The 14872-nt window shown below is 66.4% G+C and carries 12 protein-coding genes; 4 read left to right on the top strand and 8 right to left on the bottom strand.

Going from position 1 to position 14872, the window contains the following annotated elements:
• Window positions 1-65: 65 nt before the first annotated feature.
• Window positions 66-935 carry a glycosyltransferase family protein gene (locus BLV97_RS10035; protein WP_092164048.1) on the bottom strand — a complete coding sequence of 290 codons (870 nt, stop codon included), beginning with the start codon at window positions 933-935 and terminating at the stop codon, window positions 66-68.
• 212 nt (window positions 936-1147) lie between these two features.
• Here BLV97_RS10035 and BLV97_RS10030 point away from each other — a divergent pair, with 212 nt between their 5' ends.
• Window positions 1148-2881, top strand: coding sequence for an AMP-binding protein (locus tag BLV97_RS10030; RefSeq protein ID WP_051646230.1), 1734 nt, complete (start codon window positions 1148-1150; stop codon window positions 2879-2881).
• Between the two features lie 148 nt (window positions 2882-3029).
• Complete coding sequence (locus BLV97_RS10025) at window positions 3030-3707, top strand: VC0807 family protein (RefSeq protein WP_035845304.1); 678 nt, start codon at window positions 3030-3032, stop codon at window positions 3705-3707.
• A gap of 33 nt (window positions 3708-3740) precedes the next feature.
• On the opposite strand, the gene BLV97_RS10020 is transcribed toward BLV97_RS10025, so the two are convergent.
• Complete coding sequence (locus tag BLV97_RS10020) at window positions 3741-6779, bottom strand: methyl-accepting chemotaxis protein (RefSeq protein WP_051646229.1); 3039 nt, start codon at window positions 6777-6779, stop codon at window positions 3741-3743.
• A gap of 95 nt (window positions 6780-6874) precedes the next feature.
• Window positions 6875-7801: a hydrogen peroxide-inducible genes activator gene (locus BLV97_RS10015; RefSeq protein WP_035845303.1), complete on the bottom strand. Its 927-nt coding sequence runs from the start codon at window positions 7799-7801 to the stop codon at window positions 6875-6877.
• A gap of 140 nt (window positions 7802-7941) precedes the next feature.
• Between BLV97_RS10015 and katG the strand changes: the two genes are divergently transcribed.
• Together katG and BLV97_RS10005 are read left to right on the top strand one after the other, a co-directional pair.
• Window positions 7942-10161 carry a catalase/peroxidase HPI gene (gene katG, locus BLV97_RS10010; RefSeq protein ID WP_035845302.1) on the top strand — a complete coding sequence of 740 codons (2220 nt, stop codon included), beginning with the start codon at window positions 7942-7944 and terminating at the stop codon, window positions 10159-10161.
• An 88-nt stretch (window positions 10162-10249) separates the two neighbouring features.
• Window positions 10250-10681, top strand: a complete 432-nt coding sequence (locus BLV97_RS10005) for a VOC family protein (protein ID WP_035845299.1) — start codon at window positions 10250-10252, stop codon at window positions 10679-10681.
• On the opposite strand, the gene BLV97_RS10000 is transcribed toward BLV97_RS10005, so the two are convergent.
• The 5 genes from BLV97_RS10000 to BLV97_RS09980 all read right to left on the bottom strand — a co-directional run bounded on the left by BLV97_RS10000 (window position 10678) and on the right by BLV97_RS09980 (window position 14719).
• Entirely contained in the window at window positions 10678-11346 is a 669-nt protein-coding gene (locus tag BLV97_RS10000; RefSeq protein ID WP_051646228.1) for a class I SAM-dependent methyltransferase, read from the bottom strand. The genes BLV97_RS10005 and BLV97_RS10000 overlap by 4 nt on opposite strands.
• A gap of 33 nt (window positions 11347-11379) precedes the next feature.
• Entirely contained in the window at window positions 11380-12078 is a 699-nt protein-coding gene (locus BLV97_RS09995; protein WP_035845296.1) for a hypothetical protein, read from the bottom strand.
• On the bottom strand, window positions 12068-13165 hold the full coding sequence (locus BLV97_RS09990; protein WP_035845294.1) for a GSCFA domain-containing protein: 1098 nt from the start codon (window positions 13163-13165) through the stop codon (window positions 12068-12070). The genes BLV97_RS09995 and BLV97_RS09990 overlap by 11 nt, the downstream gene beginning before the upstream one ends.
• Before the next feature lie 158 nt (window positions 13166-13323).
• Window positions 13324-13779, bottom strand: coding sequence for a universal stress protein (locus BLV97_RS09985; protein ID WP_035845292.1), 456 nt, complete (start codon window positions 13777-13779; stop codon window positions 13324-13326).
• Window positions 13780-13852: 73 nt separating this feature from the next.
• Complete coding sequence (locus BLV97_RS09980) at window positions 13853-14719, bottom strand: branched-chain amino acid aminotransferase (protein ID WP_035845289.1); 867 nt, start codon at window positions 14717-14719, stop codon at window positions 13853-13855.
• Window positions 14720-14872 lie beyond the last annotated feature (153 nt).

Genomic DNA, 14872 nt, shown 5'->3' with positions numbered 1-14872 from the left:
CGATGATCCGGGCGGCGCACCGCATCCGGCGCCGGGAACGCCCCCCCCGCCTGGAACCGCCCAGCCTAGAACCACTGCCCCGGCTCCATCAGTCCCAGATCCATCAACTGCTTCGACTGCCATTGGAACGGGACCGAATTGCGCCATTGGAAACTGCCGATATCGAAGGTCGACCCAGGGTTGGACTTCAGTGCCTTGGCAGTCCTGAAAGAGGCGATCGCCGCCGTCAGGTTATGGTGCCACGGACAGGAATAGGTATTGTATTCCTCGTCATTGAAACAGTGATCCTCGCGCAGCCGCAGGCCCTTTCGGGCGCGAAACAGCGCGATCCGGTCGATCCGGCGGCGCTCCTTGGGGATGAATTCCTCGAACCGCCAGCGCAGCCCGCCGAAGAAATCAAGCTGGCGCTCCTTGGGGTGGTCGTGGTTGGCCGGATCGGTGCGGGCCAGCGCATAATAGCCCGAACGATCCAGCATCGCCTCTTCCAGAGATACCGCATTGGGATAGCGTGACAGATCCCCCGCATAGAGATCTATCACATAGGTCAGCATCGCCTCGCGCCGCTCTTCCGTGTGGAAGGCCAGCATTTCGCGGACATTGCGGGTCTCGCAGAACGGATGGAACAGGTATTCGGCATTGTAGCAGTAATACATCCAGGCGCCCGGCGCGGCCTCTATCACCCGGTTGACGGCGCGGGGCACCGCACCCACGGCATGCACGTCGAACGGAATGCGGTGCACCCTGCCCGAAAGCTTCAGCGCGAAATCTATGCTTTCCGGGCAGAACACCAGGATCTGCTCGAAGCTCGCGTCCAGATGATGGCGCACGGTGGAATTCACCTCGACCGCGTCCTCTATGAAGATCAGCGCCAGGGGCCCGGCGCCCAGCCGCCCGCGCTGGCGGGTCAGGAAATCGTCGAACCCCGTGTGTTCCACTGCCGGCTCCTGTCGCACATCCTTGTTCGCGCCCAGAATCAGACAACACCGCCGGCATTGCAAGGCACCACGCCCGACCTTCGGCGCATGGCCCGCCGATCACGGCCTTGCGATCCCGCGCCGACCGCATGACAAGCCTCTTGTCAGAAATGAACCAACGTTCAATTATTGGTCGGCGTCCCGCCCGCGCGGGCCGCGCGAGGGAGGATGACATGACCACGACAACACAAGCGGGCCCGCGCCCGGGCATAACGCCGGCGGGCGGGATGGCCCATGTGGCGGGGGCCACCGACACTCCGCTGATCGAATTGACGATGCCGGCGCTGCTGGCGCGAACCGTCGCACGCTGTGGCGACCGCGATGCCGCCGTGTTCAGCGCCGAGGGCATCCGCTGGACCTGGGCCGAGTTCGCAGCCCGGGTCGACCGGCTGGCGGCGGGTCTAGGCGACTTGGGCCTGAAAAAGGGCGACCGGCTGGGGATCTGGGCGCCGAACCGTTCGGAATGGCTGTTGACGCAGTTCGCCACCGCGCGGATCGGGGTGATCTTGGTCAACATCAACCCCGCCTACCGCCTGCACGAACTTGAATACGCCCTGCGCAAGACGGGCTGCAAGGCGCTGATCCTGGCGGAGCGGTTCAAAAGCTCGGACTATGTGGCGATGACCAACAAGCTGCTGCCGGAACTGGCCCAGGCCCGACCCGGCGCGCTGAACGCCCAACGGCTGCCGGACCTGCGCCACATCATCACGCTGGGCCAGACCGCCCATCCCGGCTGTCACCGTTTCGCCGATATCGAGGCGCGGGGCGAAGGCTTCGACCGTGCCGCGCTGGATGCCATCTCGGATCGCCTGGATCGGCATGACGCGATCAACATCCAGTTCACCTCTGGCACCACCGGATCGCCGAAGGGCGCGACGCTGAGCCACCGCAACATCGTCAACAACGCCAATTCCACCACCGATGCCCTGGACCTGACGGAACACGATCGGCTGTGCATTCCGGTCCCGTTCTACCATTGCTTCGGCATGGTGATGGGCACGCTGGGCTGCGTGACCAAGGGCGCCACAATCGTGGTACCGGGCGAGGGCTTCGATCCGGCCCAGACGCTCGCCACCGTCGCGGCGGAACGATGCACGGGCCTATACGGGGTGCCGACGATGTTCGTGGCGATGCTGGAACATCCCGATTTCGCCCGGCACGACCTTTCCAGCCTGCGCACCGGCACGATGGCCGGCGCCCCCTGCCCGATCGAGATCATGAAGCAGGTGCAGAACCGGATGCACATGTCCGAGGTGACCATCGCCTACGGCATGACCGAAACCAGCCCGGTCTCTTTCCAGTCGGTCACCGACACGCCGCTGGAAAAGCGCGTCTCCTCCGTCGGTCGGATCCGCCCGCATCTGCAGGTGCGCATCGCGCGCGAGGACGGCACGACGGCGGCGGTCGGCGAACAGGGCCAGCTGCTGACCAGTGGCTATTCGGTGATGAAGGGCTATTGGGGCGACGAGGCCCGTACCCGCGAGGTGATCGATACCGAGGGCTGGATGCACACCGGTGATCTGGCCACGATCGACGCCGAGGGCTACTGCAACATCACCGGGCGCGTGAAGGACATGATCGTGCGCGGCGGCGAGAACATCTACCCGCGCGAGATCGAGGAGTTTCTCTATACCCATCCCGATGTCAGTCAGGTCCAGGTCTTCGGCGTGCCCGATCACAAATACGGCGAGATCATCGCCGCCTGGATCGTCGCGCGTCCCGGCACAGAACCGACCGAAGACGCCATCCGCGATTTCTGTCGTGACCGGATCGCGCATTTCAAGGTGCCTGCGCTGATCCGCTTCAAGCCCGAACTGCCGATGACGGTCACCGGCAAGCCGCAGAAATTCATCATGCGAGATGCGATGATCGAGGAACTGGGATTGGTGGTCGAAAAGACCGCCTGAGCCGTCTGGGACGGGTGGCAGGCCGCCCCGCGCGCCGCGCGGTGCAAAAGACAGTGCCCGCCTGGCGGCCGGCGCCGCTTGACGGCCCGCGCCGGTCAAATCTGTGAAATCTCATTACATCTGCTGTTCAGTCGCCGTGGAGGCCGCCATGTCCGCCCCTCAGATGTCCGGCCTTCCACCGCACGGCGGCGCGGCCGGCCAGCCCTGGCGTCATCGGGCACTGCTGGCACTGGACATCGCGGTGAATATCGGTGCGCCCTACCTGATCTACGGCTGGGTGCAGCCCGCATCGGGCGATGTGAACGGGCTGCTGGTGGCCGCGCTGCCGCCGATCCTGTGGAGCCTGGGCGAATTCCTGATCCGCCGCCGTGTTGACGCGCTGTCGCTGATGGTATTGGCAGGGATCGCGCTGTCGCTGCTGGCCTTCCTGGGCGGCGGCTCGGCGCGCTTCCTGCAATTGCGCGAAAAGCTGGTGACGCTGGCGATCGGCCTGGCGTTTCTGATATCGGCCGCGCTGGGGAAGCCCCTGATCCTGCCGCTGGCGCGGGCTTCCATGGCGCGCCGCTCGCCCAAGGATCTGGCGCGGTTCGACGCGGTCCGCGATCAGGCGGTGCTGCGCCGGATGATGATGGTCATGACCCTGGTCTGGGGCGCCACGCTGGTGGCCGAGTTCTGCCTTGGCGCGGCGCTGATCTTCATGCTGCCCATCCGCGATTTCCTGATCGTCGGCCCGGCGCTCACCTATGGCACGCTGGGCCTGCTGTCGCTGTGGACACTGGTCTACCGGCGGCGCCTCACATGCCGGATGCGCGCCGCCCCGGCCTAGGCCGGGACGGCGCCAGAACTGTCGCGCGGCAAGTCAGGCCCGGCGGCTGGCACGCGCCTTGTCGGCAGCCGCCCCACCTTCTTCCGCGCCACCGGCGCCGAAACGCACGTCCTTTGCGCCGTCGACCTTGGCACCCTCGCCGCCCGCCAGGCGAAACCGGGATACCAGCGTGGCCAGTTGTTCGGCCTGTTCACGCAACGCGTGGCTTTCACTCGTGGATTGATCGACCATCGAGGCATTGCGCTGGGTCACCTCCGACAGCGCGTTGGCGCCGCCGCTGATCTCGGACAGGCCCATCGATTGTTCTTCCTGGGCCGCCGCGATGCCCGAAACCAGCGTCGACAGGTTGGCCACCGCGCTCAGCACGCTTTGCAGCGTCTCGCCGGCCTGTCCCACCAGCCGCACGCCGGTGTTCACATGGCCCGACGAGGCAGAGATCAGATCCTCGATCTCCTTCGCGGCCTCGGACGAGCGTTGCGCCAGATCGCGCACTTCCGAGGCGACCACGGCAAAGCCGCGCCCGGCCTCGCCCGCCCGGGCGGCCTCGACACCGGCATTCAACGCCAAAAGGTTGGTCTGGAAAGCGATGTTGTCGATCACGCCGATGATCTTCGATATCTGGCTGGAAGAGGTCTGGATCTCGCCCATGGCGCCAACCGCCTGGTTCATCACCTCGCCCGAAGTCTCGGCGTCCTTGCGTGCCTCGCGCACCGCCACGTCGGCCTTGCCGGCGCCCTGGGCTGTGGTCTTCAGGCTGGCGGTCATCTTGTGCAGCGCGGCCGAGGTTTCCTCGAGCGTCGCCGCCTGGCTTTCGGTGCGGCGCGACAGGTCGTCCGACGCCTTGGCGATCCGCACCGCGCCGCTGTTGATATGCCCCGAGGATTCGAGCAGCTGCGACACCAGATCTTCCAGCTTCTCGCGCGCGGCGTTGAAATCGCGCCGCACCTCCTCGTATTCCGACGCGAAGGGGGTGTCGAGTGCGACCGTCAGATCGCCCTCGGCCAAGGCCGAAAGACCCTTGCGCAGATCGTCGACGACACGCTGCTGCATCTCGGCCTGGGCCATTGCCTCGGCCTCGGCCTTCAGGCGCGCCACTTCAAGCCGGGTCACATCGCTGCCGATCTCGACGATACGGTCCAGTTGGCCCTGCTTGTTGAAGACCGGGTTCATCACCACCTCGACCGAGACCTTGCCGCCCGATTTGGTGGGCCGCTCGACCTTGCGCGTGACACTGAGCCCGTCGCGCAGGCGTTGCATGCCGATACGGGTGTCCTCATTGGGGCCGAAGAGGTCCTCGAAGGTCTTGTTCAGCGCCTCTTCGCCCCAACCGAAGACCTCGGTGAACTTGTCGTTGAACTTGCGCAGACGGAACTGATCGTCATATTCCATCATCGCCTGGTTGCGGCGCAGGGCTTCCATGATCGCGCTGTTGATGCGCGTGTCGGCCACGTCACGCCATTCAAGCGACGCGCCGACATATTCGCCCTCATCGTCGAAGATACCGTCGATCAGCAGTTGCAGCCGGGTCTCGCCAAGGGTGATGTCGGCCGTATAGGGCAGGTTCGCCGGATCGGCCAGGATCGCGCGCTGATGGGCGGGGTTCTTGTGGAACTTGTCGATGTTGATGCCCAGCAGCTTCTCGGGGTCGAAATCGGGCCAGCGCGCGCGCAATTCATCGATGTTGTCGGCGAAAAGCTTCTTCAGCGCCGTGTTGTAGTCGATGATCTCAAGATCGCGGTCGACCAGCATGAAGGCCGCCGCCGCGCCGGAGAAGGCCCGCGACTTGACCAGCGCCATCTTCTCGGCCGCCTCGTTGGCCTGCAACTTACCGCGGAAATCCTCAAGATGGCGGGCGATCGCGCCGCTCTCGTCCCGGCCCTTGCGGTAGGGCACCTCGAAATCGTATTCCTTCGCGGCGATCCGGTCCATCGCGCCCATCACGCCCTGCAGCGGGCGGACGATCTGGCGGGCCATCAAGAGGCCCACGATCACCGCAGCCACCACCGCGCCGGCCATGATCAACAGGCCACGGTCGCGCAGCATTTCGGCCTCGGCCAGGAATTCCTCGCGGCTCTGCTCGGCCAGCAGCGCCCAGCGCTGGCCCATCACGTCGATCGGCGCATAGGCGAAGGCCACCGCATGGCCGGTTTCCGGTGAAATGCCGTTCAGATTGACCCCCGACTTGCCGGACAGCGCCGCCTTGATCTCGGGGATCTGTTGGACCGGATCGAGGATCTTGCTGACCGTGGCGCCATCTTCGACCACCACGTTGCGCAGCCGCCCGTCACCGCCGATCAGCGCGACATGGCCCGCCTTGCCTAGGCCCGTGCGGTCTGCTGCCAGCGCGTTGAGGCGCTGTTCCGGCATCTGCGCGGCCAGAACGCCCGCGAAGGACCCGTCGGGATTGTTGACCCGCGTCGCCACGAAGGCGGTCGGCGTGCCGTTCATCGGGGCGTATTCGGTGAAATCGACGAAGACAACCTTGCCTTCGGGCAGGTCCTTCGCCGCGCGATAGGCATGGCCCAGCCCGGAGTCGGCATAGGGGCCGCTTGCCAGATTGGTCGCGAAATCGGCCTCTTTGAAGACGCTGTAGACGAGGTCGGCCTTGGCGTCGATCAGGAAGATGTCCGAGAAATCGCGCATCTCCTTCAACTCGCGGAACTGGGGATGATATTCGGCATGCGCCTGGCTCCAGCTGGAGCCGTCCTTCGCCGCGTCCAGCTTGTGACGGCTGCCCGCGGGATGCTGATTGTCGAAGACGTAATGCTTTTGCAGATAGGTCCGGGGATCGGCGTCGATCTCGTGCCAACCGGCGTTGAAGGCATCCAGCGCCTCATGCACGTTGGCGCTGTGGCGCATCTCCTTCACTTCCGCGGTCAGCAGCCTCAGCCAGGTCGTCAGTTCCTTCGCGCGGCTCGCGGCGACGGCCTGAAGCCGGTTCTCCGCCTCGTGTTCCAGGCCGCGCTTGGCGCTTTGATAGCTGGAATAGGTGATGATACCGGCAAGTATGACGGCGGACACAGTGAACATCACCGGAATGCGGACGGCCAGAGACGAAAAGGTGATCTTCATTTTCGGTTCCCGGTTTTGGGCGCGCAAAGAAGCCGCGACAGAAAATGGTCTGCATCTGCTATCGCAGGAATCCGTAAATGTAGTCTTAGGACGGGCTAAACGCCGGGCCCGGCCCGCAGTTGACGGGCGCGCAGGTCCTCGGCCGCGGCGCGCACCACCTCTGACAGTTGCACCAGCTGCTTCGTCAGCGGGCTGGTGCGGCGCCAGACCATGCCGATCGTGCGCGAGGGCTGGATCCCCTCGAAACACGATATCGTCACCGCAGCGGAACGTGTTTCCACCCCGACCGCCATCTCAGGGATCAAGGTTACCCCGATCCCCGCGGCCACCATCTGCACCAGGGTCGACAGCGAAGACCCGTCCAGCAATTCCCGCGGCGGCGCCGCGGGCAGGTTGCAAAACGACAGCGCCTGGTCGCGAAAGCAATGCCCCTCTTCCAGCAGCAAAAGCCGCATCTCGCGCAGCCGCTCGGGCGAGGGCGCAGGTTTTCCGGCGTCGCATTCCGGGCGCACCAGCACGAAATCTTCGGAAAACAGCGCCACCTCGTGCAGGTTGGGTTCCGACACCGGCAGCGCCAGGATCGCGGTATCCAACCGCCCTTCGGCCAGCTCGGTCAGCAGCTTGGAGGTCACCGTCTCACGCACCCGCAGATCAAGGCCGGGGCTGCGTTCGGCCAGCTTGCCGATCAGCGTGGGCAGCAGATACGGCGCGATCGTCGGGATGATGCCGATCCGAAGCCGCCCCGCCAGGCTTTCGCGCGAGGCGCGCGCCAGATCTTCCAGTTCATCGACAGAGCGCAGGATCGCCTGCACCCGGTCGGCGAATTCCTCGCCGAAACCCGTCAGCCGCACCTGGCGGGCGCTGCGCTCGAACAGCGGCGTGCCCAACACGGCCTCCATCTCCTTGATCTGCATCGACAACGCCGGCTGCGAGACAGAGCAAACCTCGGCGGCCCGGCCGAAATGACGGTGCCGGGCAAGCGACTCGAAGTAGCGCAATTGGCGCAGGGTCAGGTTGATCATAAGGTCACCTTATCCTCACGATCAGGAGATTCAACTTAATCTAATGGTTCGGCTTTGTTACCTGTCGGATTGGGAGGCGGCGACTCGGGCCCATGGCCCCACCCGCCTGCAAGGAATGAAATCCAGAATCGGAGACAGAGATGGACGGAAACGACGTTTCGAAATCGGGCGGCTGCCCGGTGGCCCATGGCGCCACTCATGTCGGAATACGGTCGAACAGCGATTGGTGGCCGAACCAGCTCAACCTGCGTATCCTGCATCAGAACGGGCCGGCGTCGAGCCCGCAGAAACCCGGCTTCAACTATGCGAAGGCGTTCAAGGCGCTGGATCTGGACGCGGTGAAGCAGGATCTCTTCGCGCTGATGACCGATAGCCAGGATTGGTGGCCGGCCGATTACGGCCATTACGGGCCGCTGTTCATCCGCATGGCCTGGCATTCGGCCGGGACCTATCGCACCGGCGACGGTCGCGGCGGCGCCGGATCGGGCACGCAACGCTTCGCCCCGCTGAATTCATGGCCCGACAACGGCAACCTCGACAAGGCGCGCCGCCTGCTGTGGCCGATCAAGCAGAAATACGGCGATGCGCTGTCCTGGGCGGACCTGTTCATCCTGGCCGGCAATTGCGCGATCGAATCAATGGGCGGCAAGACGTTCGGCTTCGGCGGCGGGCGAGAGGACGTCTTCGCCCCCGAGGAAGACATCTACTGGGGCGCCGAGGCCGAATGGCTTGCCACCTCGGACAAGCCCAACAGCCGCTATTCGGGCGAACGCGACCTGGAAAACCCCCTGGCGGCCGTGCAGATGGGCCTGATCTACGTCAACCCCGAAGGCCCGGACGGCAAGCCCGATCCGATCGCCTCGGGCCGCGACATCCGCGAAACTTTCGCGCGCATGGCGATGAACGATTACGAGACCGTCGCGCTGACCGCCGGCGGCCACACCTTCGGCAAGACCCATGGCGCGGGCGACGCGGCGCTGGTCGGCCCCGAACCCGAGGCCGCCCCGCTCGAGGCGATGGGCTTCGGCTGGCTTTCCACCCACGGCAGCGGCAAGGGCCGCGACGCGATCACCTCGGGGCTGGAAGGCGCCTGGACGCCGACGCCCACCACCTGGGACATGAGCTATTTCGACGTGCTCTTCGGCTTCGAGTGGGAGCTGACCAAAAGCCCCGCCGGCGCCTGGATCTGGCAGGCCAGGGATCTGCCCGAGGACAAGATGGCCCCGGATGCCGAGGACAGCACGAAGCGCGTGCCGATCATGATGTCGACCGCCGACATGGCGATGCGGATGGATCCGGCGTATGAGAAGATCTCGCGTCATTTCCACGCCAACCCCGAGGAATTCGCCGACGCCTTCGCGCGCGCCTGGTTCAAGCTGACCCACCGCGACATGGGGCCGAAGACGCGCTACATCGGGCCGGAAGTGCCGAAGGAAGACCTGATCTGGCAGGATCCGATCCCGCCGGTGGTGCACAAGCTGATCGATGCCGCCGACATCAAGGATCTGAAGGCCAAGATCCTGGCCTCGGGCCTGACCGGGCCGGAACTGATCCAGACCGCCTGGGCCTCGGCCTCGACCTTCCGCGGTTCGGACAAGCGCGGCGGTGCCAACGGGGCGCGTATCCGCCTGGCGCCGCAGAAGGATTGGGAGGGCAACCAGCCCGAACAGCTGGCCAAGGTGCTGGAGGTGCTGACCCGGATCCAGTCCGAGTTCAACGCCACGGCCTCCGGCGGCAAGAAGGTCACGCTGGCCGATCTGATCGTGCTTGGCGGTACCGCGGCGGTGGAACAGGCCGCCAAGGCCGGCGGCCACGCGGTCGAGGTGCGCTTTACCCCCGGCCGGGCCGACGCCACCGCCGAGCAGACCGACGCCGAGGCCTTCGAGGTGCTGGAGCCCATCGCCGACGGCTTCCGCAACTACCTGAAGAAGCAGTATTCGATTTCGGCCGAGGAACTGCTGCTCGACCGCGCTCAGCTTCTGACGCTGTCGGCGCCCGAGATGACGGCGCTGGTAGGCGGTCTGCGGGTGATCGGCGGCAACGTGGGCGGATCGAAGCACGGCGTGCTGACCGACCGCGAGGGGGCGCTGACCACCGACTTCTTCACCAACGTCCTCGACATGGGGACCGAGTGGAAGGCCACCGGCGCGGACGCGCAGGAGTTCGAGGGCCGCGACCGCGCCTCGGGCGCGGTGCGCTGGACCGCGTCGCGGGTGGATCTGGTGTTCGGCTCCAACTCGCAGCTGCGCGCGCTTTGCGAGGTCTATGCCGGGGCCGGGAACGAGGCGCAGTTCGTGCAGGACTTCTGCGACGCCTGGTCGAAGGTGATGGAACTGGACCGCTTCGACCTGGCCGCCTGACGGGCCGGAGGCGCGACATCGGGCCGGGGCGCGGAAAACCGCGCGCCCCGGCCTTTTCTTTTGGCACGGGCCGCCGCAGGATGGCCCTATGCCGACACGCATGGCCCTATTCTCTCTGCTCGTGCCCGACTACGACGCGGCACTTGCCTTCTTTCTGCCGCTGGGGTTCGAATGCCGCGAGGACACCGACCTTGGCGGCGGCAAGCGCTGGGTCCGCATCGCCCCGCCCGGCGCCGAGACCGAGATCCTGCTGGCCCGCGCGGTGGGCGAACGGCAAGGCGCGGCGATCGGCGCGCAGGGCGGCGGCCGGGTCTGGCTGTTCCTGGAGACCGAGGATTTCGATGCCGACCACCGCCGCATGCAGGCGCAGGGCATCCGGTTCGAGAGCGCCCCGCGGGATGAGCACTATGGCCGCGTCGCGGTGTGGTCGGATCCCTGGGGCAACCGCTGGGACCTGATCCAGTTCACCCGCAGCGATCGGGGCGGAACCGCGGCGGAACCGGGGCCTGGGGCAGCCTAGGCCGCCGCGTAGGCCTTCTTGATCTCTTCGCCCACGGGGATCATGAACTGCTGGCCGATGTGATCGACCTTGCGCTCCAGCCCCGCCCCGGCGAGGAATTCCATCACCGCGTCGCGCACATGCATCCGATCGTCGCGCTTCCAGAACAGATCGTCGCCCGCGATCACCCCGCCCAGCCGCACCTTGCGCGCCGCCGCCCGCAGATCGCGGCGCACGAATTCATAGCGGTGATTGCCGTCGATATAGATCCAGTCGAGGCAATCGTCGTCCAGCGTCTCCAGCACATCCGCCGAAAAGCCCTGATGCAGCTTCACCTCGGGACGGTCGGCGAATTTCGCGGCCACCCGGTCGCGCATCGAGCCCATGAAATCCTCGTCGGCGTGCTTCTTGTGGGTCTGCTCGCCCTCGGGGCGGTCAGACAGCAGATCCCAGGGGTCGATCAGGATCAACTCGCGCGGGCGGGTGACTTCGAGGATGTATTCCGAGAACGCCCCGTTCCACACCCCGATCTCGGCGCAGCGCCCGCCGCGGGGCATCTGCGCCAGAAGGCGCAGGCGTTTCTGGTGGCGGTTCGGCGCCTTCAGCTCCAGCTCGCTGCCCTCGGGCACGCGGTAGGGCGGCGGCAGATCTTGCATCGCGGGATCTTCGGGCTGGTCAGCGGGCATCGGTCGGCTTCCTTTCGGATCAATCGGGGCGGATCAATCGGGCTGCGCGAGGTCCAGAACACCCGCGCGCTGCATCGCGCGCAGGACACGCGCGCCGTATTCGGGGGTGCCGTGGATCCCGTCTTCCTCCAGCAGCGCGGGCGGCACCAGGCCACCGGCTTCGCGCGCGAATTCCGGGCTGGGGTCGAAGACCGCAAGCCCCTCGTCACGGTACCAGGCCAGCAATTCCTCGCGGAAGGCGCGGTAATTGGGGCGCTCGAACGCAGGCGGCGGCGCGACCAGGATCAGCCGTTCCTGCCGCGCCCAGCGCCGGGCAATGCGGAAATGGCGGCGGCGGTGGTGGCGGATGTAGTCGCGCAGAAAGGCGCGCGAGGTCACATCGGCCTCGGCCGGGAAACCCTCGGCCCGGGGCAGTGCCTCGTGCCCGTTCCAGCCATAGGGCGGCACCAGCCGGCCCAGATGGAACCCCAGGGTCGACACCACCGGCCGGCCCGGCGGCACCACCCGCGCGCGCCCGACCCGTTCGCGCAGCGCCTCCACCAGCCGCCCCGCCTGCGGCAGGCCGCGCGGATTGATGCCGTTCTCGTTCAGCGCGAAGCGCCCGTCATGCCAGGTCGAACCTGACCAAGAGGCCCCGTCCGCGGCGATCCCCAGAAGCCGCGCGCCGGCCAGAAGTGCCGCGCAATGGCTGTCTCCGATGAAATAGACCTGGGGCTCTGGGCTAGCCGTCATTGAACTGCTCCAGGATGATCTCTTCGCAGACCAGATCCTCGGCCGCCATTTCGGCCTCGGAAGCCTTCTGCCGAGCGGCGGCCCCGTCCTGCGCCCCGTCCTGCGCCTCGCCGCGTTCGGGCGGGGCGGAAATGTCGAGACCGGCGAAGAAATGCGTCATCACCAGGTTCACCCCCTCGGGGGCGATGGTGCGCATGTTGGGCTCAAAGAAGGTGGCGCGGGCGGGTGGGCTTGCGATGATCTCGTAGGAGGGGAAATAATCGACCTCTTCGCATGCGGCGGCCAGATCCCCCGCCACCGCCCGCAAGACGGATTTCGAATGCGTCGTCGCCACCAGCACATGCCCGCCCGAGGCGGTCGCGACCAGCGGCACCGGCGACACGGTGAACAGAAACCGCAAGCCCGGCGTGACGCCGCGCATCAGCGCCATCGCGGCCTCCAGATCCGCACGGATGCGGGGGTAGTCGTAATTGACGAAGACATGGCGCGCGGGGTCGAAGGTGCCCACGCCGGTGCCGGGGCAAAGCGGCCAGCACTGGCCGGTGGAGGCGTCCTCCCAGCCCTCGGTGAGACCCAGGGTGAAGACGAAGACCTCGGCCTCGGCAAAGGCGCGGCGGAAGGCGCGGGCTGTGGTGGCAAGCGAGGCGCGTGCCTCGGCGATGCTCTCGAAGCCGTCGGGTTCTATCTTCGGGCGCAGGGTGTCGTGGAAGCGGCCCTCGGGACCTTCCCAGATCTCGATCGCCTCGATCGGCATCTCGCCCAGTGCCAGGCGGGTCCAGGTCAGCAGTTGCGCGGCAGTGTAGATATTGCCGGTGCGCGCGGTGAAGACGCCGTAATTGTACTTGCGCGCCAATTCGTCGGGGGTGCGGCCCGGGGCGGGCTCGGCATCTTTCCAGGTCACCCCGCGCGCCACCAGTGCCCGGCTGATGTGCTGGGCAAAGCACGACCCGAAGGTGGAAAACCGCGCATCCGACGGCAAACGCCAGGGCGATTTCCAAAGGCCCTGCAAACCGAACAGCCCCGCCTCGGCCACGCCGGTGCGCCAGAACGCGGTTGGGGGAAGTTCCCGATAGGGGTTGTCTGCCACGACCCTTGGCCTCTTTGGTCCGCCGGATGCGGGGTGCGATCCCGTGCCGCGCCCTCGTTGGCACCATCTTGCCAAAATAGGCCCCGGCTTGTCACCAGCTTTGACGCTGCCCGATGCTGGCAGCCACGCGCGCGGCTGAACGGGGCGTCGGGGGCGGATCAGGTGATCGCTTCTAGGCGTTCCTTGGACATCTCGCCCGGGACGATGGTGATCGGGATTGGCAGCGTGCCCGAACTGCGTGTCAACGCCGTGACCAGATTGCCCGGCCCGCCGCGATCGGTCCCCGCGCCCAGCACCAGGATTCCGATCTCGGGGTCTTCCTTGATCTGGGCCAGGATCTCGGCCACCGGCTCTCCTTCGCGGATCACCAATTCGGGATCCACGTTCTGCCGGGTCCGCATCCATTTGGCGAACACCTCGAAATGCGCCTCGATCCGTTCACGTGCCTCGGTGCGCATCACCTCGGCCACGCCCAGCCAGTGCTGGAACTCCTCGGGCGGGATCACTGAAAGGATCTGCACCCCCGCCTTGGTGTGATTTGCACGCAGCGCGGCGAAGCGCATGGCGTTGAGACATTCTCGGCTGTCGTCGAGTACGACAAGAAACTTGCGCATGGGGCCCTCCTAGGACCGTGGGATCATCGCCGAAACCGGGGGCGGCTGACAAGTGGGGATCGCGTCGGCGGCCTCAGCGCGCGTCGCTGAGCGCCCAATCCCAGTACAGTTCGCGCGCGCGGCGGGTGACCGGGCCGATCTGATAGCTTGTATCGTCGAACCGGGTCACCGGCATCACCTTGGACATGTTGCCCGACAGGAAGACCTCGTCCGCGGCATGGAAATCGGCAAAGCTCAGCACCGTCTCGTGGCAGGCGTAGCCCGCGGCGCGCAGGTTCGACAGGTGCCGCGCGCGGGTGATGCCCGACAGGAAGGTGCCGTTGGCGATCGGGGTAAAGACCTCTCCGTCCCTGACCATGAAGACATTCGCGGTGGCGCTTTCGGCGACGTTGCCCATCGCGTCGGCCACCAGCGCATTGCCGAAGCCCTTGGCGCGGGCCTCGGCCAGCATGCGGGCGTTGTTGGGATAAAGGCAGCCGGCCTTGGCATTGACCACCGCATCGGCCAGGATCGGGCGCTGAAATTGCGTCCTGGTCAGCGTGGTCGCGGCCTCGGCCGGAGGCATCGGGATTTCCTCCAGGCAGATCGCGAAGCCGGTGGCGCCGCTTTTCGGCACGATCGCGCTTTCGTCCCCGTCCAGCGCCCAGTACATCGGCCGGATATAGACCGGAGTGCCCTTGGGATAGAGCGCGAGCCCCTCGCGCACGATCTTCACCATCTGGTCGGTCGCCACCGAGGGCGTGATCATCAGCGCCTCGGCCGAGCGGTTGATGCGCGCGCAATGGGCGTCGAGATCGGGGGTGACGCCCTCGAACATCCGCGCCCCGTCGAACACGGTGGATCCAAGCCAGCTGCCATGGTCGGCGGCCTTCATGATCGGCACGTCGCCCTCATGCCAGGTGCCGTCGTAGTAGGTGCGGATATTGCTGCCGCTGGCCATCGTCATTCTCCGTTTTCGCGATCGGGCGGAGTTAATCACCTGCCCGCCGCAGGGTCCAGAGCGGGCGGCGCACGAAGTGGCGGCCAAGGCGGGGGACCTGCCCGCCCGCGCCGCCTTCGCGCCGGGATGCTCTGGCATTTTCCCGCGTTTCAC

It is taken from the genome of Allgaiera indica, assembly GCF_900106675.1.
Taxonomy (GTDB): Bacteria; Pseudomonadota; Alphaproteobacteria; order Rhodobacterales; family Rhodobacteraceae; genus Acidimangrovimonas; species Acidimangrovimonas indica.
Note: the sequence above shows the minus strand (reverse complement) of the source record. Positions and strands in the feature narration are given on the sequence as shown.

What these genes read in the sequence shown, in the direction of transcription:
- BLV97_RS10000 (WP_051646228.1), bottom strand. Translation starts at nt 11,346, where the DNA reads ATGCCCGCTGACCAGCCCGAAGATCCCGCGATGCAAGATCTGCCGCCG.
- BLV97_RS10015 (WP_035845303.1), bottom strand. Translation starts at nt 7,801, where the DNA reads ATGATCAACCTGACCCTGCGCCAATTGCGCTACTTCGAGTCGCTTGCC.
- BLV97_RS10025 (WP_035845304.1), top strand. Translation starts at nt 3,030, where the DNA reads ATGTCCGCCCCTCAGATGTCCGGCCTTCCACCGCACGGCGGCGCGGCC.
- BLV97_RS10030 (WP_051646230.1), top strand. Translation starts at nt 1,148, where the DNA reads ATGACCACGACAACACAAGCGGGCCCGCGCCCGGGCATAACGCCGGCG.
- BLV97_RS10005 (WP_035845299.1), top strand. Translation starts at nt 10,250, where the DNA reads ATGCCGACACGCATGGCCCTATTCTCTCTGCTCGTGCCCGACTACGAC.
- BLV97_RS09980 (WP_035845289.1), bottom strand. Translation starts at nt 14,719, where the DNA reads ATGGCCAGCGGCAGCAATATCCGCACCTACTACGACGGCACCTGGCAT.
- katG (WP_035845302.1), top strand. Translation starts at nt 7,942, where the DNA reads ATGGACGGAAACGACGTTTCGAAATCGGGCGGCTGCCCGGTGGCCCAT.
- BLV97_RS09985 (WP_035845292.1), bottom strand. Translation starts at nt 13,779, where the DNA reads ATGCGCAAGTTTCTTGTCGTACTCGACGACAGCCGAGAATGTCTCAAC.
- BLV97_RS10020 (WP_051646229.1), bottom strand. Translation starts at nt 6,779, where the DNA reads ATGAAGATCACCTTTTCGTCTCTGGCCGTCCGCATTCCGGTGATGTTC.
- BLV97_RS09995 (WP_035845296.1), bottom strand. Translation starts at nt 12,078, where the DNA reads ATGACGGCTAGCCCAGAGCCCCAGGTCTATTTCATCGGAGACAGCCAT.